The sequence below is a fragment of the Shewanella sp. SM87 genome, assembly GCF_025653705.1.
In the GTDB taxonomy this organism is placed as follows: Bacteria; Pseudomonadota; Gammaproteobacteria; order Enterobacterales; family Shewanellaceae; genus Shewanella; species Shewanella oncorhynchi.
Genome location: NZ_JAKKSC010000001.1, coordinates 1 through 23,251 on the forward strand (window position 1 = coordinate 1; position 23,251 = coordinate 23,251).

A 23,251-nucleotide genomic window follows, 5' to 3' on the forward strand; every position below is an offset into this window, starting at 1 on the left:
AAAAAGTATGATGATGAAAAAGTATGATGATGGTCATCACTTCGCTCATCGTCATACGGCCAGGGCGTTGACGCTTGCGTGTACCATCGGTTAACAGCGTTTTTTCCCATTCTGGAATGAAAACAGCGCAAAAATCATCGACATCGCAAAACACTTCCACTAATTTATGCATAGGCCCTCCGGTGTGATGGGGTTTCTCTTGGTCGAAAGATCCGATCACTTGGAGGGCTATTAGTTCAACATTTCTTATCCCGAGTTCAGGTTACCTAACAAATTAATAAATTAGCTATTTAATATCCCTTCCTCACGACAACGGATTTTCCTCAAGGCTAAATGACTATGTGTCGTAAAGAGTGGATAAGCCAGAGGCCCGAGCACAAAACCCAGCAGCACCCAATGCTTAACAGTAAAACCTGCGGTAAATGCAGCTAAGCCGAAGTACCAAGCCGAGATTAATGCGATAAACATAACCAGCAAAACCACAAACCACCTCTTTAAAAACAACTAAATAAATCATAAAGGTAGAGAAATTAATTCCTCATCAAAATGCGGATGCTACTCGCGTAATCTTGGTGATTGATGCACATGTTAAATACGTCGTTTTAACAGCAGGATAAAAAGTTCTCCGCACTATGCATAAACGAGCAACACTCATTCATCGCTACGCTCTCAGTACAGAACACGTAACACCGAACTCTCGATAAAGGGCTCGGGTTATACAAGATCCACATCCCCAACATGAACATTTTTTAGGCAAAAACATGCCTTGTGGCAATAAAAAAGCGGCAACAAACTGCCGCTTTTTTGTTCAATTTTGATTAACTAAGACCTAGATTAACGATGACTTAGATTCACTGAAACTTAGAAAAAGTTCGCGTTTTCTTGAGCCATGGTTTTTAAGCGCTCACAAGGTTCGAATCTGTTACCGAATTGACTTTGATAACCTTCAAGGATCTTCACTAAGTTCGCGGCGCCTAAAGTGTCAATATAATGGAATGGGCCACCGAGGAATGGCGGGAAGCCAATACCAAAAATGGCGCCAATATCACCGTCTCTTGGCGATGCAATAATACCATCATCTAAACAACGCACCGCTTCATTGAGCATTTGTACGACACAACGCTCGGCAACCGCTTTTGCGTCTTTATTGGTGCCAGGCTTAATGCCTAACACGCCATAAACACTTTCATCGACGGCTTTAGCTTTCTTGCTCGATGCGCCGTATTGATAGAAACCTTTGCCATTTTTACGGCCTTTACGATCGTCACCTAAAAGCTTGTCAAATGCCGCTGGCGCTTTAAAACGTTCACCCAATTCTTTCTCAAGGATCGGTGAAATTTTTGCGCCCACGTCGATACCCACTTCGTCGAGTAAAGTAATCGGTCCCACAGGGAAACCAAACTTCACTAAGGCTTTATCCAGATGTTCAACACTTTGGCCTTCAAGTAATAATTGCGCAGCCTCGTTCATATACAGCGCCAGAATACGGTTCACGTAGAAACCCGCACCATCCTGCACCACTATCGGTGTTTTACCTTGCTTACGGGCAAATGCGACCGTGGTCGCAATGGTTTCTGGTGACGTTTTAGCATGGGCAATCACTTCCACCAGCGGCATTTTCTCTACTGGCGAGAAATAATGCAGACCAATCACGTTCTCGGGACGCGTTGCCGCCTCGGCGATTTGGCTAATAGGCAAAGATGAAGTATTTGACGCAAAAATAGTGTGCTCACCACACTCACGCTCTATGTCTTTCACCATTTGATGCTTAAGTGCTAAATCTTCAAATACCGCTTCCACAACGATATCGGCATCGTTAACGCCTTTATACTCAGTGGTTGTCGTCATCAGCGCCATTAAATTGTCACGGGCAGCAGGCGTCATATGGCGGCGCTTTACCCCTTTATCCAACAACTTATAAGCGTAGGCTAATGCATTGCTTAAACCTTTTTCGCTGATGTCTTTGACGCGAACGGGGATTTTAGCCTTAGTGGTAGTCACAGAGGCAATGCCTCCGCCCATTAAACCGCCACCTAAGATCACCGCTTTCTTCACTTTACGCGGCGTAGCACCCTCAGCGCCGGTTTCTTTCTTCATTTCTGTGGTGGCGAAGAAAATACTGCGCAGCGCTTCAGATTCTTTTGATACCACTAATTCGGCAAAGTGACTCGCTTCGACTTCTAGCCCTTTTTGCATCCCCTTCGCAATCCCTTGACGCACGCAGTCAATAATTTTGGCTGGTGCTGGATAATTACCTTGGGTTTTCTTTTCGACTTGTTTAGTCGCTTGATCGAAAATAATGTTACGGCCAAAGCTCGTGCCTTCAAGCACTTGATTAACGAGTGACTTTTTAACAGGTTTCGGTGCACGTTTACCAGCAAGCGCCATCTCAACTGCGGTTTGCAGCAAAATGGTCTGCGGTACAACATCATTCACTAAGCCCATTTTCAAGGCTTGTTTAGGACGGATTTGTTTACCTGTCAACATCATGTCTAAGGCGGTGGTAATGCCGACTAAACGAGGCAAACGTTGAGTCCCACCGCCGCCAGGTAATAAGCCAAGTTGAACTTCCGGTACGCCGAGCATGGTTTTACCATCGTCGCTACATACCCTTTGATGGCAGGCTAAGGCTAACTCTAAACCACCACCTAAACAGGCACCATGGATTGCCGCTACTACAGGAATTTTTAAGGCTTCTAACTCATTAAAAACCACATGCCCTTGCTGGGATAAGGCTTTGGCATCGCCCGCCGTTTTACAGGCATCGAGCATAGAAATGTCCGCGCCCGCGACGAAAGAATCTTTCTTGCCCGAGATCAGCACGAGCCCACGAATATGAGGATCGCTTTTAATCTCAGCCAGAATCTCACTGATTTCAGGGCCAAACTGTGCTTTTAGGGTGTTCATGGTTTCGCCAGGAACATCCATAGTCAAAATGGCAATGCCGTCGTCGCGGCGGGTTAAATTAAAGGTCTTTTCCATGCCGATTACTCCACTTCCACTATCATAGCCACACCCAAACCACCGGCCGCACAAGCCGTCGTTAAGCCAGTTCCACCACCACGGCGCTTAAGCTCACGACACACTTGGGTGATTAAACGGGTTCCCGTTGCCGCAAAAGGATGACCATAAGCGAGCGAGCCACCGAGCACGTTAAACTTGCTCATGTCGATTTCGCCAATCGCGCGGTTGCGGCCGAGTTTTTCTTCGGCAAATTTTTTCGAAGCAAACATCTGCATGTTCGCTAATGTCTGCGCAGCAAAGGCTTCGTGCATTTCAATCAGGGTAAGATCTTCTAATTCCATTCCAGCACGTTTTAACGCCAGTGGCGTCGCGTAGGATGGCCCCATCAGCATATCTTGCCACACATCAATGGCGCTAAAGGCGTAACTCTTAATGTAACCAATCGGTTGATAACCTAAGGCTTTGGCTCGACCTTCACTCATCAGGATAATCGCTGAGGCACCGTCCGTCAGTGGCGTACTATTGGCCGCCGTCACAGTACCGTGTTGTTTGTCGAATGCAGGGCGCAACTTAGCATATGACTCCAATACTGAGTTTTCGCGGATATTGTTATCGCGATCGATAAACTGCTTATACGGCGGTATATGCGCGACCATAACTTCGTCACGCAAATGGCCCGAAGCCCAAGTTTCGCTCGCTAAGGTATGTGAGCGGTGCGCTAAGGCATCTTGATCGGCACGACTAATATTGTAGGTTTTTGCCATCTGCTCGGCGGTTTGTCCCATAGACAAGCCCGTTGAGTACTCTGCCACAGCAGGCGGCACAGGTAATAAATCCTTTATGCCTAAACGGCGGAAAATTTGTAATTTTTGTCCAAAGCTACGGGCTTTATTCAAATCGACTAACGCATGGGCTAATTTTTTCGATACACCGATAGGCAATACAGAGGAAGAGTCGGCGCCGCCCGCAATACCGATTTCGATATTACCCGTCATGATAGATTCAGCCACGTTGACGGCAGATTGAAAGCTAGTTGCACAGGCGCGAGTGACACTATAGGCATCGGTCGACACATTCATGCCAGTACCGAGTACGATTTCACGGGCAATGTTAGGTGCAGCCGGCATTTGCACGACTTGTCCATACACTAATTGCTCAATCAGCTTAGGATCGAGTTCAGAGCGCGCCAATAATTCATTGACCACCATTTTGCCCATATCGAGCGCCGATACGCCGTGGAATGCCGTGGCTTGCTTTGCAAATGGCGTTCTTAAACCCGCTACAATGGCGATACGTTCACCCTTGGCGTTCGTAACCTGTTGTCTATCACTCATTTGTCACCCTCTTTATGTGCGCAATCGCTGAGAGATTTCAGGCGGCGCTAGCTATTTCCGTGTTTGACCCATTGTTTTACGGCGAAAAACGCCCAATAACAGGTCTGACCATTAAAGTGTGATCTGATTCTAACTTCTTGTCAGCAAGTTTTAAACACCTGTTTGTTTTTTTAACACTAGCCAAACCCTAAGGGAATTCTTTACCATAGCTGTTGTCTATAGCCCACACACGTATTTTCAACATAATAAAACGAGTAGCATCATGCCTTTGAGTCGCTTCCACGCATTACGCACTTACCTAAATAAGGTTGTTTTAGGGCAGCCAGTATTGACCGAAAATCTGCTCATTGCCTTAATTGCCAATGGCCACTTATTAGTTGAAGGACCTCCGGGACTGGCAAAGACCCGTGCCGTGAAAGCCTTATGTGACGGGGTTGAGGGCGATTTTCACCGCATTCAATTTACCCCAGATCTGCTGCCCGCCGACTTAACTGGCACAGATATCTATCGCTCGCAAACTGGCACCTTCGAATTTGAAGCCGGACCGATTTTCCACAATTTAATCCTGGCGGACGAAATTAACCGCGCCCCAGCCAAAGTACAATCGGCCTTATTAGAAGCCATGGCCGAAGGTCAAGTCACAGTTGGTAAGCACAGCTATAAGCTACCGCCGCTGTTTTTAGTGATGGCCACCCAAAATCCATTAGAGAACGAAGGCACTTACCCGCTGCCCGAAGCACAGCTTGACCGTTTTCTGATGCACTTAAACCTTGATTACCCGAGCGGCGAGACTGAAATCGAAATTCTGCGTCAATCCCGCAAAGAAGCGCTGACCCACGAATTGCCAACCACTGAGCCGATTGCACAAGCAGATGTGTTTGCCGCCCGTGACGAAGCCATGGAAATCTATCTCGCCGAACCGCTCGAAAAGTACATAGTCGAAATCGTGATGGCGACCCGTGAGCCTTTACGTTACAGCGAAGACTTAGCTAAGTGGCTTGAGTACGGCGTCAGCCCGCGCGCAACTATTTCATTAGAACGCTGCGCCCGCGCCCGTGCTTGGCTGCACGAGCGAGACTTTGTTTCACCGGAAGACATTCAAGCCGTCGCGCCAAATGTATTACGCCATAGACTCCTACTCAGCTACCAAGCACAGGCCGAAGGTGTCAGCCGCGATCACGTGATCAACCACATCTTAAGTCAAGTTGCAGTACCTTAACGGTGAAGATAAAGGTGAAATAAGATGAGTGACATAGCGCGACTCTCAGCCTCAGTCGATGGCTTGCCGCTTTTTGCCGATGGCTTGCATTTAACCGAGCAAGAGCTGCTGGCATGCCAAAATATCGCCCGAGCTATGCCAGAGCGTTATAGCCGTGCCCGCGCTAACTTAGCGGGCCATCGCAGCAGCTTAATCAAAGGCCGCGGAATGGAGTTTGCCGAGGTGCGCCACTACCAACAGGGCGACGATGTGCGCACCATTGATTGGCGCGTTACCGCTCGTACAGGCACAACTCACACTAAGTTATTTGTCGAAGAACGTGAGCGCCCTATTTTATTGTTAATCGACTTGAGCCAAAGCCTCTATTTTGGTTCGAGTTTATTGCTGCAATCGGTGCAAGCAGGACACCTTGCGACCACCTTAGGTTGGAATGCGATTAACCATGGCGATCGGCTCGGCGCCTTGATCGCATGCGAGTCTGAGCATTTAGAGCTCAAACCCCGCAGCCGTCGTCAGGGCATATTGCAATTGATCTCAGGCCTGCGCCGTGTGCACGAAAATCAGCTCAATCATGTTGGCACTGGCCAGCGCGATCCTGACCATATCCTGCGTGCCTGTCAGCGATTACAACGTATCGCCAAACCCGGCTCCTTAGTTTGGATAGTGACAGATGGCAGCCATTTTAGTCCCCAATGTATCGCGCCTCTCACCGAGCTTAAGCGTCATTGCGATGTGGGTGCCTATCTTATTACCGATCCACTGCGTCAAGGCACACTGCCGTTACCGCACAACTTTAATTTGCCGGTACGGGATGGGGATGAGGACTTAGTGCTTACCCGCCACAGTTATCAGGCTTGGCTCGACATTCAGTTGCGTCAACAAAACAACTTTATCGCCATGATGCAGCAACTGCGCGTACGTACCCAGCTCATAGATGCGGGTGCTCCCCTAGCCCATCAATTGGAATTATTGCGTTAACTATGGATCCAGCAACAGTGAATTCAGAAATAGCAAATCCACAGGCAACAGTACCTATGCCTTCTACGGCGTCAAACCCAGCCCTTGCACAACTGCAGGATATTATTCATCCCGATCCGATCGGCGCTTGGCCTTGGGCAATCGGTTATTGGCTGGTTTTAGCACTTGTGATTGCCCTCATCACACTCTTAGTTATCTGGCTAAGAAAACGCGCCCGTGACTTAGCGCCAAAAAAAGCCGCTAAACAGTTACTCAATCAGCTCGATAGACAAGCGACTTCCTATGCCTCTGACGTCAACAGCCTATTAAAGCGCACCGCCATGACTTACCTCAGCAGAGAAGCAATAGCCTCCTTAGATGGCGAAGCTTGGGCGGCTTGGTTAGACAGCTATTTACCCGAGCATAAACGCCAACATATCGGCCCTTTGCTAGCCAAACGCCATCAGGCTACGCCATTGACCTTAGCTGAAGCCAATGAATTGCATCAACTCACACAGGCTTGGTTGGCATCGAAAGCAAAACTGAGTGCGCCTGAGCCGACTCTTGTTTTAGCTAAGGGCTACGTTCAAGCTAGTGGCGACGCTCAAGCTAAAAGCCAAGCGCCAATCCAGCCAGCTGACACCAAACAACCGGAGGCACAATGTTAACAATTGCATGGCCTTGGCTATTGATATTACTGCCTTTACCTTTGATTTTTTGGCGCCAACACACAGTACAAGTGGATGGTGGCCGGCTGCAATTACCCGGAATAAGCCAAACAGGTAAACAAAGCTTAGCGGCCAACACGCGCCAGAGCCGCAAACGCTACTGGCTGATGTGGTGCCTGTTAGTGCTCGCTATTGCTCGTCCTCAATGGCTTGGTGAACCTATCGAACTGCCAAGCCAAGGCCGTGATTTGATGATGGCGGTGGATTTATCCGGCAGTATGCAGATTGAAGACATGGTAGTGAATGGCAAAACCGTCGACCGTTTTACCTTGATCCAACACGTGGTCAGTGACTTTATCGAGCGCCGCAAAGGCGACCGTATCGGTTTAATTCTCTTCGCCGATCACGCCTATTTACAGGCACCCCTCACCCAAGATAGACGTTCAGTGGCGCAATTTTTAAAAGAAGCACAAATTGGCTTAGTCGGTAAGCAAACCGCCATAGGTGAAGCTATCGCTCTAGCGGTAAAACGCTTCGATAAAATGGACGAGAGTAATAGAGTGTTGATTTTATTGACCGACGGCTCTAACAACGCTGGCAATATCGAACCAGAGCAAGCAGCGCAAATTGCCGCTAATCGTAAAGTTACTATTTATACGGTTGGTGTGGGCGCAGATGTAATGGAGCGCCGTACACTCTTTGGCCGCGAGCGGGTTAATCCTTCGATGGATCTGGATGAAAACCAACTTAAGCATATCGCCGACGTCACCCACGGCCGTTATTTTCGCGCCCGTAACAGCCAAGAGTTAGACCAGATTTACCAAGAAATCGATAAACTCGAACCCGTGAGTCGCGATCAATTAAGCTATCGTCCGCAGGCAGATCTGTTCTACTGGCCGCTGGCACTGGCATTACTGACGAGTCTGTGGATTGCCTTAGGTCAATTGCCACTCTTTGCAGCACGCCGCATTAAACCCTCTGTCGCAACCACTTCACAGGGGAACATCAAATAATGAGCCTACATTTTATTCGTCCCGAATGGCTACTCGCCCTAGTGCCGCTAGCCTTAGCCTTGTTGAGTTTATGGCGGCAACACGAGAGCCACAGCGCTTGGAATCGTTATATTGCGCCGCACTTAGCCAAGATATTGGTCACCCAAGGCAATAAGAAATCCCGCCGTCCGTTGCATTTATTAGCCTTAACTTGGTTGATTGCGACCTTGGCACTCGCCGGACCTGCCGTGAATAAACAATCCTTACCTGTGTTTGCCGCAGAGCAAGGCCGCGTACTGGTGATGGACATGTCCGTATCTATGTTCGCCACCGATCTTGCGCCGAATCGGTTAACCCAAGCCAAATTTAGGGCAACGGATCTCCTGCGTAATCTTAAAGAAGGTGAAACAGGTTTAGTCGCCTTTGCAGGCGATGCCTTTACTATCAGCCCATTAACCCGTGATACCGGCACATTACTCAATTTACTGCCGACTTTAAGTCCTGAGATTATGCCCGTTCGTGGTTCAAACTTAGCGGCAGGCTTGACCCAAGCCAAAACGCTACTGGCTCAGGGTGGCCATATTCGCGGTGATATTATCCTGATGACAGATGGCATCACAACAGCCCAGTTTGATGAGGCTAACTCGGCATTAAATGGCACGCAATATCGCCTCGCCGTCGTCACTTTTGGCACCAGCCAAGGCGCGCCAATCCGTCTACCCGATGGACAATTACAACGCGACAGCAGCAACGAAGTCGTTGTGGCCAGCACTGATTTCGCTCTGCTGCAAAAACTGGCCGCGAATAACAAAGGCGTTCTGATCCAGAATCGCACCGACGGTAATGATCTCGCCCAATTACAGCAATGGTTAAGCGATGCTGGCGATGCGAAAGCCACAGATCTTGATGGTGAAACTTGGCAGGATCTCGGTCCTTACCTCGCCTTATTATTACTGCTACCCGCCCTTTTCAGCTTTAGACAAGGAATCGTGGCCAGTGTTGGATTTGTCACTCTTGCTGGCAGCTTACTGCTCGCGGCTGTGCCTCAGCCAGCCCATGCCAGTGTGTGGGACAATGTGTGGAAAACCACAGATCAACAAGCGATGCAGGCCTATCAATCCCAAGATTACGCAAACGCCGCTAAGCAGTTTGAGTCGCCCCAATGGCGAGGCAGCGCCCAATACAAAGCCGGTGATTACCAGCAAGCACTAAAAACCTTCGAGCAAGATAGCTCAGCCCAAGGCCTCTACAATCAAGGCAATGCATTGATGCAACTCGGTAAACCCGATAAGGCCAAGGAGCGCTATCAAGCCGCACTTAGAAAACAAGCCGATTTCCCTGCGGCGAAGGCCAACCTTGAACTGGCTGAAAAGTTATTGCAAGAACAGCAACAACAGCAAGGTAAAAACGAGCAACAGGATAAGAACCAAGATCAACAAGGCGATCAGCAGTCTGGCGACCAACAATCCGGTGACCAAAAATCGCAGGATAAACAGCAATCTGACCAAGATAGCGCTCAGAAAGATAAGCAAGATCAAGCCGGACAAAAGTCTCAGGATCAACAGGACGATGCCGGCGCGGATCAAAGCCCTGAACAGCAAAAAACGGATGATCAACAGTCTGAGCAAGATAAGCAAAATGGCAATGCTCAGGACAAGCAGAATGAAGCTCAGCAGGAAAATGAGCCTGTAGACAATTCACCTGCAGACAATGAAGCTAAGATGCAAGCGCAGGCTAAAGCCGATGCTGAAGAGCAAAAGTCAGCTGAGCAAGAAAAGCAAAGCGTTGCCGCCAAAGAAGCTCCTGAGCAAAATGCGCAAGATAAACAAGAGGCTGCTATGAGTGAATCGGTAGAGGCACCGCCAACCAATAGCGAGCCACTGCCCGCAGAAATGCAGCGAGCACTGAGGGGCGTGAGTGAAGACCCGCAAGTGTTACTGCGCAACAAGATGCAGTTGGAATATCAAAAACGCCGTCAAAATGGCCAAATATCAAAGGATAACGAACAGTGGTGACGAGACAATTTTTTATCCTGCTACTCCTTGCCATCGGAGTGGCCCATCCCGCCTTTGCACTTAGCAAAATTGAGGCCTCGGTCGATCGCAACCCTGTGATGGAGGGCGAATACTTTGTGCTCAACATCAGTGTCGATGACGAAGTCGACACCGGAAAGCTTGACACATCCGCACTACTGAAAGATTTTATTGTCGGCCGTACTAGCGTGAGTCGCAGCACGCAAATCATGAACTTCGATGCGGTCAAAGAAACCCGCTGGCAAGTACTGCTCGCGCCAAAACAACAAGGCCAGTTAACCATTCCAGCCTTTAGTATTGACGGCGTCAGCTCATCGCCTATTCCACTCAAAGTGGTCGAAACTGGTAGCCAGCCCGCGCAAATGAACAATCTGTTCATTGACGCCAAAGTCTCGACCGACGAAGCCTATGTTGGGCAGCTCATTACCTACAAGGTGAAGCTCTATCTGGCGGTGGAATTACAAAGGGGCGTATTGAGTGCACCTGTGATAGAAGGCGCACAGATCAAACAAATCGGTGAAGATAGGGATGGTTCAGAGATAGTCGATGGCCGACGTTACCGCGTGATTGAACGCACCTATGGCATCATTCCCGATTTGCCCGGCCAAGTGAATATTAAAGGTGCAACCTTTGCTGGCGATGTGCTGGTAGAATCCCAACGCCGCGGCGGCATGTTTGGCTTTAATGAAAGCCGCCCAATGCAAGCAGGCGCGCCCTCACTGACAGTTCAAGTGAATCCCGCACCAACAAGCTTCCAAGGCCAATGGCTGGTTGCCGATTTAGTAGCGCTAAAAGAAAACTTCCCTGAGGATATTAAAAAGTTTACCGTCGGTAGCCCTATCACCCGCACTATTACACTGTTGGCTTCCAATGCCGATGAAAATAGTCTGCCTGATATAGTGCAAACTCTGCCCGATGAACTCAAGTCATACCCAGAAAAACCCCTGCGGCAGACCTTTGTGCGCGATGCACAAATTGTTTCGCAGTACAGTATTACTTCGGCAATCGTTCCCAGCAAAGCGGGCACCTTTACCTTGCCCGAAATCAAAGTGCCTTGGTGGAATCCGCGCCTTAAACGTCAAGAAACTGCAACGCTGCCCGCACGTACCATAATCGTTGAAGGTGGTGCTGTCAGTGATACGCCAGCTCAACCAACATGGGAAACCAACTCCGCGGCCGATAAGGGCTGGTCTTGGCTAACCACTGTTTTTGCTGCGCTATGGCTGGTCACTCTAGTCGCTTGGATTATCACCTTAGTCGCTTGGCGCCGCGCCTTAAAAAATCAAACGGCCGCCCCAATTGCAGTAAACTCTTCAATCAGTTCAGCACAATCAGTGACTGCCTCCGGCTTGAAAGGATTAGAGCAAGCCTGCGCCAGTGGCGATGTAAGCCGAATTATGTTGCAATTGCAGCGATCTTTCAGTGAGTTACAGCAAACGCCTATGACATTAGATAAGATTGCTGAGCAGTCACCACAACTGGCAGCAGCGATACAGCAACTGCAAATCAAAGCCTACAGTGCGAAGGCCGATAAGAGCCACCATACTGACAGTGCTAATACGAGCAGTGCGAATTCTAACAATACAAATAGCCACTTAAGCGCCGAATGTACCGCCTTACTTAACGCGGTTAAGGCCTGTGAGCATAAACATTCAAACCCAAAATCAGCGCCATTAAGCCCACTGAATCCTAAATAAATGATGGGGTTAATGACAAAGAAGCGAGTGCTACTATGCTAAATATTCCGCCAAAAAGCCCAAAGATAAAAAATGTTTGCTAACTGGCGCAAGAAATCCGTCGAGCCCGCGGTCTCTTCTGACATGCTAAGCAAACAACGACGATACAACAGCCTAGTCAAGGCGCTACATGCAGACATTTTCCGCTACGCCTATTGGTTATGCGGCGATAAGCACGTGGCTGAAGACATTACCCAAGAAACCTTCTTGCGGGCGTGGCGCTCTTTGGATTCCCTCAAGGATGATAAAGCGGCGAAAGCTTGGCTGATCACGATTCTTAGGCGTGAAAATGCGCGGCGTTTCGAGCGTAAACAGTTCGATTATTCCGACGTTGAGCAAGATACCTTAGAGGACAATATCTCCAATAGCAGTGAAGAGCAGACCGAGCAATATCTGATCCGTCGACAAATTGGCAAGCTGGATATCGAATACCGCGAACCACTCTTACTCCAGCTCATTGGTGGCTTTAGCGGTGATGAAATCGCCGAGCTGATGGAGCTCAATCGCAACACCGTAATGACGCGTTTATTTCGGGCGAGGAGCCAATTGAAAGAATTACTTGAGAAGAATGATGTGAGAGGTCAATCCAATGGATGAGCTTAAATTTAGACGTCAAGCTTATGAAGATCCTCATAATCAAGATGCTGACTTTCTGGCGCAGATCAATGCAAAGCCAGAAAACCAAGCCCTAATCAATGAGCTTAAAAACCTTGATGCCAAACTGAGCAACGCATTGAAAGTAGATGTGGCTGAGGATCTCGCCGACAAACTCATTTTGCGTCAGCAGTTACAACAGCACCATAAACAGCGCCGGCAAACGTTTTTTTTAGTGGCCATGGCAGCCTCGGTTGCGTTTGTGGTAGGGATCAGCTTCAGCCTATTACGCTTAGGGCCTATTGATTTGGCTGAACATGCACTGGCCCATGTCTACCATGAAGATATTGCCTTGCATGTCGATCAAAATGTCAATTTTAGTCAAGTCAATGCCCAGCTTGCGTCGATAAAAGACTTTGGCAATGCCAAATTTACCCAACAACCGGGCAAAGTGTATTACACCTCTTATTGCGATTTTCAAGGGGTAAAAAGCCTGCACTTAGTACTTCAGGGCGAACAAAGTAAGGTGACACTCTTTATCGTGCCACTCGAGAAACGTATGGTGTTGGATAAAACCTTCGCCGACGGTAAATATCAAGGAATGGGCTTTGAAACGCCCGATGCATTTATTTTGCTCATAGGTGAGGATCAAGCTGACCTTAGCTATATAAAAGACGAAATCAAGAATATATTTATTTAAGCTATTGTTATAACTTGCATTTAAAAATCAATCTCCGATATTTTCATGTTATCGGAGGTTAGATTTCAATCACACTTACATCTGCTAATGGGCGCACGTTCAAACATCTGGTAGCATGCTTGCCACTTTTAATAATAAAAAGATGGGAAAAGGCAAGATGACGATTGAAACCCCGATTTTAATCACATTTGTTGGTTACTTAGTATTGATGATGGGCATAGGTTTTTGGGCTTACCGTGCTACCGATACTGTTGATGATTATATTTTAGGCGGCCGCAAAATGGGCCCCGCAGTAACCGCGCTCAGCGTGGGTGCATCTGACATGTCAGGTTGGCTGTTACTGGGGTTACCCGGCGCAGTTTACTTAAGCGGCTTAGGTGCAGCCTGGATTGGCGTAGGATTAATTATTGGTGCTTGGCTAAACTGGTTATTTGTTGCCAAACGACTGCGCATTTATACCCAACTCGCCGATAACGCCCTCACTTTACCGGATTTTTTCGAGAAACGTTTCCACGATACCCAAGGCTATCTCAAACTGGTTTCCGCAATCACTATTCTGGTGTTTTTTACTTTCTATGCCTCCTCTGGCATGGTCGGTGGCGCGATTTTGTTTGAGAAGGTCTTTGGGCTTGATTACACCGCAGCCCTCGTGATTGGCTCGGCCATCATAGTCGGTTACACCTTTATTGGCGGTTTCTTTGCAGTGTGTTGGACTGACTTTTTCCAAGGCAGTTTAATGCTCATCGCCCTATTGATTGTCCCTTTCGCCGTTTTCGCTCACCCCGAAAGCCATGCAGGTATTGAAACGATCGATCCCGCGATGTTGGCATTGGTCAATGACAAAACCACTGCCATCGGCATGTTATCTTTGCTCGCATGGGGCCTAGGTTATTTTGGTCAGCCACATATTTTGTCGCGTTTTATGGCGATAGGCAGTGCCGATGCCCTGCCCTTGTCACGCCGTATTGCCATGAGCTGGATGGTGTTATCTCTCATTGGCGCATTAGCCACAGGTATCGCAGGCTCGCTCTATTTCGCCAAAGAGCCATTAGCCAATTCTGAAACAGTGTTTATCCATTTAGCTCAAGCGGCGTTTAACCCATGGATTGGTGGGCTATTAATCGCCGCTATTTTATCGGCAATCATGAGTACTATCGACTCACAACTCTTAGTCTGCTCAAGTGTCATTACCGAAGATTTCTACCGTAAATGGTTGCGCCCAAAGGCCGATGATCGCGAGCTAATGATGGTAGGTCGTTTAGGTGTACTCGCTATCGCTGTGATTGCAGGTGTGATAGCACTCAATCCTGAAAGTAGCGTACTCAGCCTAGTGAGTTATGCTTGGGCAGGCTTTGGTGCGGCCTTTGGTCCCGTAGTCTTGTTATCCCTGTTTTGGAAGCAATATAGCCGTAATGGCGCTATTGCCACTATTATTGTCGGTGCATTAACCGTGGTGATTTGGAAGCAACTCACTGGTGGCATTTTTGAAGTATACGAAATCCTTCCTGGGTTTATATTCGCGACTATTGCGGGTATTTTAGTCAGTAAATTCTCTGCTCCAAGTGAAAAAATAACGACAGAGTTCGAACAATTTAAGTCTGCACTCTAATCTAGATATGCTTCCATATGTTTAAAAGCGCACAAGTGTGCGCTTTTTACATTTTGTATCCTTTTAAATACCCTACACACCATTACAAACCGTTAACTTCAATTGAAACCCATAGCAGCACCCAAAGCCCTTCATATCAAGCATCTGGCCAGACCATTCAAGCATACTAAAGTATCACTCTTGTTTTAAAGACTTTTAATTAACTGAAAATTAACATACGTCACTTCTGGTCGGACTTGTTGAGGATACATTGAATCCATAAGATGCCGGAGACTAATAAATGGATTTAAATACTTTCGGCGGACTAGGACCGAATAAAAATCCAATACTTATAAAAAATAGAGAGAATAATAATGAAAACATTCAACAAGACACTCATTGCCGTTTCTGTCGCATTAGCAAGCACACAAACCTTAGCTTCAGGTTTTCAACTAAACAGCCAATCAGCAACGGGTATGGGCCGTGCATTTGCGGGTGATGCGGTTATTGCCGATAACGCTTCTGTGTTATCACGTAACCCTGCTGCTATGGCATTATTCGATAAAGATGCGATCTCCTTCGGCTTAACTTATGCCGATATTACTGTTGATGTTAAAGACGTTAACTTTGCCGGTGGTGCCGTTGACTTAGGCAGCATCGATGACGCGGGTAGCTCTAAAATTATCCCTAATATTTTCTACATCCACCCCATCGACGATAAGTTCGCCGTAGGTTTTGCCGCTTTCTCTAACTTTGGTACCGGTACCGATGCCAGCTCACTTTCAAAGAGTTTACCAGCAGGCTCACCAGCACCTTATGATCTGCTTGGCGAAACAGAAGTAACAACGGTTAATTTTAACACCAGCCTTTCATACCGTATTAATGACATGTTCAGTATCGGTGCTGGTATTGATGCCATTTACGGTGAAGGTCGTTTAACCCGTAACATGGGCGCGACACCTCTGGTTGACGTCGACGCTGACGGTTGGGCGTTTGGTGGTATTGTGGGTGCCACAATTGAGTTAGATAAAGACAATCGTTTCGGTATCAGCTACCGTTTCAGCCCAACAGTGAATGTTAAAGGTGATGTTAATACCATTACATCAACCAATATACCAAATGTTGGACAAGTGGCTGTTGCCACCAGTTTTGATAGTTTAGATGTACCGCTAGCGGATATCTTCCAAGTTGCAGGTTTTCATCAAATCACCCCTAAGTTTGCTCTGCACTATACAGCGCAGCACACCCAATGGGGTAATTTTGAACAAATCACAGCTAAAGATGGTGTTGCAACCATTCCTGCTGTTGGAGTGACTCAAGCCGTAGGTGATGTTGCGCTGAAAGAATACCAATGGAAAGATTCATGGTTATTCAGCCTAGGTGGTACTTATACTATCAACGAACAATTCACCGTTCGTGCAGGTTATATGCATGACCAAGGCGTTGTGGACGAAATTAGCTCTATTTCATTCCCAGACTCTGACCGTAACTGGTACACAGCGGGTATGAGCTACCATATCAACCTACAAAACACGGTTGACTTTGGTATCGCTTATATTAAAGGTGAAGAAGTTCACCTGATCGAAAACAGCGCAATCGCTGGCCCTGTTAATGCGATTACTGAATCGAGTGGTATGTACTACTCAGTTCAATACAGCTACCAGTTCTAAGATAAATTCCTAACACCAAAAGCCGCATTTTTTGCGGCTTTTTTGTATCTTAAGCATTTATTGCCTAAAGTTAATTCATACTCCTGTAAATGCAGCTACGGCTATGGCTAAAGTCATTGGACTCGGTGGAATTTTCTTTAAAAGTGTCGATCCCGTTGCCTTGGCAACTTGGTACAAAACCCATCTTCAAGTCCCTATTGAAAACTGGGGAGGCGCCGCGTTTTATCACACAGATAAATCAACTCTTGGCTACCATGTTTGGACTCCTTTCGCCCATAACACGGACTATTTCGCCCCCTCAGATAAAGGGTTTATGTTCAACTTTGTCGTTGACGATCTAGAGCAAGCCCTAGTACAAGTAGAGCAAGGTGGCGGTCAACCGATTGGTGGTATTGAAGATTCTGAATTTGGCCGCTTTGGCTGGTTTATTGACCCTGACGGCAATAAAGTCGAATTATGGCAGCCAAGCGCCATCCCTCCTGAAAAATAAAATGCTTTAAACAGATATTTCAAAACTCATCTCTCAACATAATCTCCTCTGCCTTAAGCGGCATCTATTCCGAATAAACCCAGTGCATGACTGAGGTTTATTCGGTATCGTAGACTGAGTTTATCTAATCAAGAGATTCTTTTTATGGAAAAAAGTAACATCCTTCCTGCCCTGCTGTTAGGTGGTTTCCTTTGCGCTGGACTTGTTTATGTAGGCCAGACAGCAAGCTCAGCACTATTGCAAATGAAAGCCATGGAACGCACGGTCACGGTAAAGGGCTTAGCGGAAAAAGAAGTCAAAGCCAATGTGGCAATTTGGCCAATCAATTTCACTGAGGTCGATAACAATCTGCCTAAACTCTACGAGACGGTTCAGCAAAAAACCGATCGTGTTGTGGCGTTTTTAAAGGAACAAGGCTTTAGCGACAGCGAAATTACTGTCTCTTTGCCTTCAATTGAAGATCGCCAAGCCCAAGGTTATGTCGATCCCAACGTCAGATACCGTTACTCGGCAAAAGTGAACCTATCAGTTTATACCCCACAAATTGATCTCATGCTGAACACCCGTAAGCAAATGATTAACTTAGTAAAAGAAGGTATAGCGATCGCTAGCCAAGATTATGATAATCGCACTGAGTTTCTGTTTACCGATCTCAACTCAGTCAAACCTGTCATGGTGCAAGAAGCGACTCAAAATGCCCGCGAAGTGGCTGAAAAATTTGCTAAGGATTCGGATTCTCGCCTCGGAAAAATTAAAAGTGCGAGTCAAGGCCAGTTCACCATTTCAGACCGCGACAGCAGCACGCCTTACATTAAACAAATTCGCATCGTTTCCACACTAACCTATTATTTAAATGACTAAATTTTAGGCTTAATTTGAAGATCTGAAGCACGAGGAATAAGGCGCTATAGGCCTTATTCCTTATTCCTAAATTAGGTAAAAACACTACATTAAATTTTTCTAATAAATATTGATTGCCTATTGAAAACAACTCCATTAGAATTTTCTCATAAATTACATCTGGGGTGATATAAGTTATGACATCAATTTCTCGTGCTTTTTTCTTACTGCTGGCACTTTCCAGTACGCAAGCTCAGGCAGCCTCAGTCGAAACCATCGAAGTCTTAAATAAACCCTATCCGAATTGGGTCACCTTAGACGCCACCATTGAAGCAGTAAAAGCAGCGACGGTATCGGCGCAAACCTCTGGTCGTATTGTCAAACTCAACTACGATGTTAACGATGTCGTCCCCGAAGGAGCCGCCCTACTGGAAATTACCAGTAAAGAGCAAGGCGCTGAACTGGCAAGCTTTGAGGCTGATCTAGCCAAAGCGAAGGCTTTAAATGTCGAAGCTCAGGCACAATACAAACGTTATAAAGAGCTATTTCCCCAAGGCGCGATTTCTAAGGGCGCGATGGATGAAGCCACCGCCAATGCTAAAGCAACAGAACAAGCCGTCAGTGCAGCACAAGCCCGTGTCATCAAAGCCAACGAACCCTTAAAATACACTGTCGTTTCAGCGCCTTTTAGTGGCATAGTCACTGAGCGTTTTGTCGAACTTGGCGAAACCGTAAGCCCAGGACAAGCACTACTTTCAGGGTTTTCCGCGAGTCAAATGCGCGCCATTACTCAAGTGCCACAGCGTTACATTAACCAACTTAAAAATTCCCCCGAATTTCTCGTCCGTTTAAGTGATGGGCGCGAGTTCACCTCAACCGACCTCACGATTTTCAGTTTCGCCGATCCCGTCAGCCACAGTTATCAAGTGCGAATTAATCTGCCAGAAAATGAAGCCAATCTTCAACCCGGTACTTGGGCAAAAGCTTCCTTTAAAAATGGCGATCGGGAAAAAATCCAACTGCCCACCTCTGCACTGCTCACAATGAACGAACTGAGCAGTGTTTACCTTAAACAAGGCGAAGCCTTTGTACTGACCCAAGTCCGTGTCACTGAGCCCTTAGATGGCGAAGTAGAAGTGCTTGCGGGCCTTAAGTCGGGTGACAAGGTGGCCGTTGATGCCTACCAAGTGTTGCTCAGCAAGAAGCAATAAATTCCCTAGCGACTTAAGCTTTGTCGAGGTTGTTTTATGAAACATGCTCCAGTACCACAAACCACACTTGGGATTTCCGGACGAATTGCCGCTGCCTTTCAAAATAGCGCCATCACGCCGCTATTAGCACTTCTCGGGCTCTTACTTGGCTTATTCGCCATTTTGGTGACACCAAAAGAAGAAGAGCCACAAATTGATGTCACCTTTGCCGATGTGTTTATCCCTTTTCCCGGTGCGACACCCACGGAAGTTGAAAACTTAGTCACCCTGCCAGCGGAACAAGTGATCTCCGAAATCAAAGGCATAGATACTCTGTACTCGTTCTCCCAACCCGATGGCGCGCTGATCATCGTCATCTTTAAGGTCGGCGTTGCGCGCAATGATGCCATCGTCAGCCTATACAACCAGATTTATTCCAATATGGATAAATTGCCAAGGGGCGCTGGCGTGGGCGATCCGCTAATTAAACCCCGCGGCATCGATGATGTGCCCATTGTCAGTTTGACCTTATGGTCAAAGGACAGGCAAGTGTCTGCTGAGCAGCTAACCCATGTCGCCCTTGGATTAGAAACCGAAATTAAGCGTATTCACGGCACTCGCGAAATCGATACCGTTGGCCAGCACGATATGGTGGCCAACATACGTATCGATCCCGCCAAGATGAACAGCTTTAATCTGACCTACGATAAGTTAAGACAAAGCCTGAATGACAATAATATGGTCTCTATGCCTGCATCCTTAGTGCAAGGCAATCAAGAGATAAAGGTCCAAGCTGGGCAGTTTTTACAATCCATCGACGATCTCAAGCAATTAGTCGTCAGTGTCTATCAAGATAAACAAGGCAAAAATATTCCGATTTATTTGGCGGATATTGCTGAAATCAGCTTAAAAAGTGATATCCCGAAACAGAGCGTTTGGCACGCAGATAAAACCGACATTTATCCCGCTGTCACAATCGCAATTGGTAAACAAGCAGGCCAAAATGCCGTCGATATCGCCGACAGTGTGATTGAGCGGATAGCTAAGGTCGACAATGTGTTGATCCCGGCAAATGTCGAAGTCACAGTGTCACGTAACTATGGCGAAACCGCGGCGGATAAATCTAATACCCTTATTTTAAAACTGATTTTTGCCACCAGCGCCGTAGTTGTACTGGTCTTTTTAACCATGGGCGCCCGCGAATCCTTAGTCGTGGGTGTGGCCATTATTATCACGCTAGCGATCACCCTTTTCGCCTCTTGGGCATGGGGATTTACCTTAAACCGCGTGTCCTTGTTCGCGTTAATCTTTTCCATCGGCATCTTGGTCGACGATGCCATAGTCGTAGTAGAAAACATCCACCGGCATATGGCGCTCGGCAAAAAGTCCTTTAGTGAGCTTATCCCAGTGGCGGTCGATGAAGTCGGCGGCCCGACGATTCTGGCGACATTTACAGTTATCGCTGCCTTGCTGCCGATGGCTTTTGTATCGGGCTTAATGGGGCCTTACATGAGCCCGATCCCCATCAACGCCAGTATGGGCATGTTAATTTCCCTCGTTGTGGCATTTGTGGTCACTCCTTGGCTCAGTCGTAAACTGCTGAAACATAATGACCAACACGATACTGCCCAAGCCTCGCACGAGGATGAAGCTGAAACTAAGATGGTGTGCCTCTTTACTCACTTAATTGGTCCTTTCCTGCTGGGTAAAAATGCCCGTAAGGCAAGAGTGGGACTGGCTGCTGGCGTATTTGTGTTGATCGGTATCGCTGTCGCGCTCCCCGTGGGTCAGCTCGTGGTACTGAAAATGCTGCCCTTCGATAATAAGTCCGAGTTTCAAGTGATGGTGGACATGCCAGAAGGCACTCCCGTAGAGCAAACACAAAGAGTATTGCAGGATTTGAGTCGCTACCTAACAACCGTCCCTGAAGTCGAGCATCTGCAATTGTATGCGGGCACTAACGCGCCAATGAACTTTAACGGCTTAGTGCGCCACTATTTCCTGCGTCACAGCCAAGAGCTTGGCGACATCCAAGTGAATCTAGTGGATAAGAAACACCGCAAGCGCGACAGCCACAGCATAGCGGTATCGGTGCGAGACGAACTGCAGCAAATTGGCGAGCAATATCAAGCCAATATCAAAGTGGTTGAAGTTCCACCTGGACCACCAGTGTGGTCGCCGCTGGTTGCAGAAGTGTATGGCCCAAGTCCCGCTATTCGCGAGCAAGCCGCATATGAGATGCAGGCGCTGTTCCATGAAACCAAAGATGTGGTCGATATCGATATTTTCTTGCCCGCCGCCCAGCAAAAATGGCAAGTGATGATCGACCGCAGTAAAGCCAGCCTGATGGCCGTGCCCTACAGCAATATTGTCGACTTGATTGCCACCTCAGTTGGCGGCAAAGATGTGAGCTATTTACATCAAGCCCAGCAAAAACAACCGATACCGATCCGCCTGCAATTAAACGAAGGCGCGAAAGTCGATTTAGAGCAAGTGCTGAATATGAAGTTACTGAGCCAAACGGGGCAATCTGTGCCTGTCTCTGAGCTGGTGACCATCAAACGCGGCAAAATCGATGCACCAATTATCCATAAGAATATGATCCCTATGATCATGGTCGTCGCCGATATGTCGGGACCACTGGACAGCCCGCTCTACGGTATGTTCGATATGGCGGGCAAAATTGATGGCACCGATGGCTTAGGGTTTGATCAGCATTATATTCACCAACCCACAGGGTTAGACTCAGTCGCCGTGCTCTGGGATGGCGAATGGAAGATCACCTACGAAACCTTTAGAGACATGGGTATCGCCTATGCGGTCGGTATGATTGCGATTTATTTATTGGTGGTCGCGCAGTTTAGATCGTATCTGGTGCCGCTTATCATCATGGCGCCAATTCCACTGACTGTGATTGGCGTAATGCCTGGACATGCCCTGCTCGGAGCGCAATTCACCGCGACGTCCATGATAGGCATGATAGCGCTGGCGGGGATTATTGTGCGTAACTCGATATTATTGGTCGATTTTATTAATCAAGAAACCGCATCCGGCGTGCCCTTTGAGCGGGCAGTGATCCACTCTGGCGCCGTGCGAGCTAAACCTATCATGCTGACTGCATTTGCAGCCATGATAGGGGCATTGTTTATTCTTGATGATCCGATTTTCAATGGCTTAGCGATCAGTCTGATCTTTGGTATTTTTATCTCGACCATACTGACGTTAGTTGTCATCCCTGTGCTGTACTACACGGCCATGAAAAACCGTATGAATACTGTTCAGATACAAACACAAAATTAACCACAACAAAGGCCATCACCAAGATGGCTTCAAGGAGTAAGGTATGTCATTAGAACGCAGTATTATGGCTTTTGCCGGATTTATGGTGTTACTGTCACTGGTGTTAACCGCCTATGTGCACCACAACTTTCTGTGGTTAACCGCATTTGTTGGCGCTAACCTATTCCAAAGTGCTTTTACCGGTTTTTGTCCTGCCGCCATGGTTTTACGCAAATTGGGTGTAAAATCAGAGGCTGAAATTGCTAAACAAAGCTAAGCCACATACAGTCACTACTTAAGAGTTAAGATAAGAGATAAGAGATAAGAGATAAGAGTTAGGTGAGCAAGTACACGCTTGGCTAATACAAGCGTGCCAAAAAGCCGTCAAGGAGAGATAAAGTGACCCACAACCTCGTAACCCGTGGCCAAAGCCTAATGCGCTTAGCCCTATTAAGCATTCAATCACTGGTTCTCATGCCACTGCTGCTAATGCCCATGATAGCCAGCGCCGCCGACCAAGATCCTGCAATCGCATGGGATAAAATTGCCGCAGGCGCTATGGTGCTCGATGTTAGAACGCCTGAAGAATTTGCCGAAGGTCATTTAGCGAATGCGGTCAATATTCCCTTTGAGCAAGTGACAGAGGAGTTTGCTAAGCGTGGCATCGCCAAAGATGCTCCCGTCGTCTTGTATTGCCGCAGCGGTCGTCGTAGCAGTATTGCGACCGAAGCCTTAGTCGCTGCCGGATACACCCAAACCTATAATGGTGGCGGCTATTCCACCTTAGTTGAAGCGCAAAAACGCCCGCTAAGTAATTAACAACCATCAAATTGGCTCTAGTGTGGGGAAGTAAGAATAAATCACTTTAGTACTCTCACCTCGCTCTAGCCATTCAAGGCTTAACGGCTAAAAGCGCCCTAGGGCGCTTTTTTATTGTCTAAGTAAAATATCGAAATTAAGCAGGGGGTGGATTAATAGGTTCTTACCAGATTCATTG

Annotated in this window: 19 protein-coding genes and 1 pseudogene; 16 read left to right on the forward strand and 4 right to left on the reverse strand. The window is 47.4% G+C overall.

The genetic code is table 11. The annotated features are described in order from the left end of the window. From L5M11_RS00005 to fadI, 4 genes and pseudogenes are all read right to left on the reverse strand, one after another. Positions 1-172: pseudogene (locus L5M11_RS00005) on the reverse strand (IS982 family transposase); the annotation flags it as partial. 110 nt (positions 173-282) lie between these two features. Further along, the gene (locus L5M11_RS00010) at positions 283-483 is read right to left on the reverse strand and encodes a hypothetical protein (RefSeq protein WP_263146193.1); all 201 of its coding nucleotides are present in this window, start codon (positions 481-483) and stop codon (positions 283-285) included. Between the two features lie 378 nt (positions 484-861). After that, positions 862-2,982 (reverse strand): fatty acid oxidation complex subunit alpha FadJ, encoded by a 2,121-nt coding sequence (fadJ, locus tag L5M11_RS00015; protein WP_263190929.1) that lies wholly within the window; start codon positions 2,980-2,982, stop codon positions 862-864. 5 nt (positions 2,983-2,987) lie between these two features. Further along, entirely contained in the window at positions 2,988-4,298 is a 1,311-nt protein-coding gene (gene fadI, locus L5M11_RS00020; protein ID WP_028761050.1) for an acetyl-CoA C-acyltransferase FadI, read from the reverse strand. Positions 4,299-4,560: 262 nt separating this feature from the next. Here fadI and L5M11_RS00025 point away from each other — a divergent pair, with 262 nt between their 5' ends. The 16 genes from L5M11_RS00025 to L5M11_RS00100 all read left to right on the forward strand — a co-directional run bounded on the left by L5M11_RS00025 (position 4,561) and on the right by L5M11_RS00100 (position 23,073). Next, complete coding sequence (locus L5M11_RS00025) at positions 4,561-5,517, forward strand: AAA family ATPase (protein ID WP_028761051.1); 957 nt, start codon at positions 4,561-4,563, stop codon at positions 5,515-5,517. A gap of 24 nt (positions 5,518-5,541) precedes the next feature. Continuing rightward, the gene (locus tag L5M11_RS00030) at positions 5,542-6,495 is read left to right on the forward strand and encodes a DUF58 domain-containing protein (protein WP_263190931.1); all 954 of its coding nucleotides are present in this window, start codon (positions 5,542-5,544) and stop codon (positions 6,493-6,495) included. Between the two features lie 2 nt (positions 6,496-6,497). Further along, on the forward strand, positions 6,498-7,142 hold the full coding sequence (locus L5M11_RS00035; protein ID WP_263190933.1) for a DUF4381 domain-containing protein: 645 nt from the start codon (positions 6,498-6,500) through the stop codon (positions 7,140-7,142). Next, positions 7,136-8,155 carry a vWA domain-containing protein gene (locus L5M11_RS00040; protein WP_263190934.1) on the forward strand — a complete coding sequence of 340 codons (1,020 nt, stop codon included), beginning with the start codon at positions 7,136-7,138 and terminating at the stop codon, positions 8,153-8,155. The genes L5M11_RS00035 and L5M11_RS00040 overlap by 7 nt, the downstream gene beginning before the upstream one ends. Then, positions 8,155-10,149: a VWA domain-containing protein gene (locus L5M11_RS00045; protein ID WP_263190935.1), complete on the forward strand. Its 1,995-nt coding sequence runs from the start codon at positions 8,155-8,157 to the stop codon at positions 10,147-10,149. The genes L5M11_RS00040 and L5M11_RS00045 overlap by 1 nt, the downstream gene beginning before the upstream one ends. Then, a complete protein-coding gene (locus L5M11_RS00050; RefSeq protein WP_263190937.1) occupies positions 10,143-11,864 on the forward strand; it encodes a BatD family protein in 1,722 nt (573 codons plus the stop codon). The genes L5M11_RS00045 and L5M11_RS00050 overlap by 7 nt, the downstream gene beginning before the upstream one ends. A gap of 72 nt (positions 11,865-11,936) precedes the next feature. Next, the gene (locus L5M11_RS00055) at positions 11,937-12,500 is read left to right on the forward strand and encodes a sigma-70 family RNA polymerase sigma factor (protein ID WP_006085483.1); all 564 of its coding nucleotides are present in this window, start codon (positions 11,937-11,939) and stop codon (positions 12,498-12,500) included. Beyond that, positions 12,493-13,197, forward strand: a complete 705-nt coding sequence (locus L5M11_RS00060; protein WP_131525286.1) for a DUF3379 domain-containing protein — start codon at positions 12,493-12,495, stop codon at positions 13,195-13,197. The genes L5M11_RS00055 and L5M11_RS00060 overlap by 8 nt, the downstream gene beginning before the upstream one ends. Positions 13,198-13,354: 157 nt before the next feature. Next, positions 13,355-14,806 (forward strand): sodium/proline symporter PutP, encoded by a 1,452-nt coding sequence (gene putP, locus L5M11_RS00065; protein ID WP_263139137.1) that lies wholly within the window; start codon positions 13,355-13,357, stop codon positions 14,804-14,806. 353 nt (positions 14,807-15,159) lie between these two features. Beyond that, entirely contained in the window at positions 15,160-16,455 is a 1,296-nt protein-coding gene (locus L5M11_RS00070; RefSeq protein WP_263190938.1) for an OmpP1/FadL family transporter, read from the forward strand. 103 nt (positions 16,456-16,558) lie between these two features. Beyond that, a complete protein-coding gene (locus tag L5M11_RS00075) occupies positions 16,559-16,945 on the forward strand; it encodes a VOC family protein (protein WP_263190939.1) in 387 nt (128 codons plus the stop codon). A gap of 144 nt (positions 16,946-17,089) precedes the next feature. Beyond that, a complete protein-coding gene (locus tag L5M11_RS00080) occupies positions 17,090-17,806 on the forward strand; it encodes an SIMPL domain-containing protein (RefSeq protein WP_113940700.1) in 717 nt (238 codons plus the stop codon). Positions 17,807-17,982: 176 nt separating this feature from the next. After that, on the forward strand, positions 17,983-18,996 hold the full coding sequence (locus L5M11_RS00085) for an efflux RND transporter periplasmic adaptor subunit (RefSeq protein WP_263190940.1): 1,014 nt from the start codon (positions 17,983-17,985) through the stop codon (positions 18,994-18,996). 36 nt (positions 18,997-19,032) lie between these two features. After that, complete coding sequence (locus L5M11_RS00090; protein ID WP_263190942.1) at positions 19,033-22,275, forward strand: efflux RND transporter permease subunit; 3,243 nt, start codon at positions 19,033-19,035, stop codon at positions 22,273-22,275. A gap of 43 nt (positions 22,276-22,318) precedes the next feature. Next, positions 22,319-22,531 carry a DUF2892 domain-containing protein gene (locus L5M11_RS00095; protein ID WP_006082265.1) on the forward strand — a complete coding sequence of 71 codons (213 nt, stop codon included), beginning with the start codon at positions 22,319-22,321 and terminating at the stop codon, positions 22,529-22,531. Positions 22,532-22,653: 122 nt separating this feature from the next. Then, the gene (locus L5M11_RS00100) at positions 22,654-23,073 is read left to right on the forward strand and encodes a rhodanese-like domain-containing protein (RefSeq protein WP_263190943.1); all 420 of its coding nucleotides are present in this window, start codon (positions 22,654-22,656) and stop codon (positions 23,071-23,073) included. Positions 23,074-23,251 lie beyond the last annotated feature (178 nt).

Bases quoted from the DNA above. Each gene is read 5' to 3' on its own strand.
- L5M11_RS00090 (WP_263190942.1), top strand. From the start codon at position 19,033: ATGAAACATGCTCCAGTACCACAAACCACACTTGGGATTTCCGGACGA.
- fadI (WP_028761050.1), bottom strand. From the start codon at position 4,298: ATGAGTGATAGACAACAGGTTACGAACGCCAAGGGTGAACGTATCGCC.
- L5M11_RS00035 (WP_263190933.1), top strand. From the start codon at position 6,498: ATGGATCCAGCAACAGTGAATTCAGAAATAGCAAATCCACAGGCAACA.
- L5M11_RS00085 (WP_263190940.1), top strand. From the start codon at position 17,983: ATGACATCAATTTCTCGTGCTTTTTTCTTACTGCTGGCACTTTCCAGT.
- L5M11_RS00045 (WP_263190935.1), top strand. From the start codon at position 8,155: ATGAGCCTACATTTTATTCGTCCCGAATGGCTACTCGCCCTAGTGCCG.
- L5M11_RS00060 (WP_131525286.1), top strand. From the start codon at position 12,493: ATGGATGAGCTTAAATTTAGACGTCAAGCTTATGAAGATCCTCATAAT.
- L5M11_RS00055 (WP_006085483.1), top strand. From the start codon at position 11,937: ATGTTTGCTAACTGGCGCAAGAAATCCGTCGAGCCCGCGGTCTCTTCT.
- L5M11_RS00080 (WP_113940700.1), top strand. From the start codon at position 17,090: ATGGAAAAAAGTAACATCCTTCCTGCCCTGCTGTTAGGTGGTTTCCTT.
- L5M11_RS00095 (WP_006082265.1), top strand. From the start codon at position 22,319: ATGTCATTAGAACGCAGTATTATGGCTTTTGCCGGATTTATGGTGTTA.
- L5M11_RS00040 (WP_263190934.1), top strand. From the start codon at position 7,136: ATGTTAACAATTGCATGGCCTTGGCTATTGATATTACTGCCTTTACCT.
- L5M11_RS00075 (WP_263190939.1), top strand. From the start codon at position 16,559: ATGGCTAAAGTCATTGGACTCGGTGGAATTTTCTTTAAAAGTGTCGAT.
- L5M11_RS00025 (WP_028761051.1), top strand. From the start codon at position 4,561: ATGCCTTTGAGTCGCTTCCACGCATTACGCACTTACCTAAATAAGGTT.
- fadJ (WP_263190929.1), bottom strand. From the start codon at position 2,982: ATGGAAAAGACCTTTAATTTAACCCGCCGCGACGACGGCATTGCCATT.
- L5M11_RS00070 (WP_263190938.1), top strand. From the start codon at position 15,160: ATGAAAACATTCAACAAGACACTCATTGCCGTTTCTGTCGCATTAGCA.
- L5M11_RS00030 (WP_263190931.1), top strand. From the start codon at position 5,542: ATGAGTGACATAGCGCGACTCTCAGCCTCAGTCGATGGCTTGCCGCTT.
- putP (WP_263139137.1), top strand. From the start codon at position 13,355: ATGACGATTGAAACCCCGATTTTAATCACATTTGTTGGTTACTTAGTA.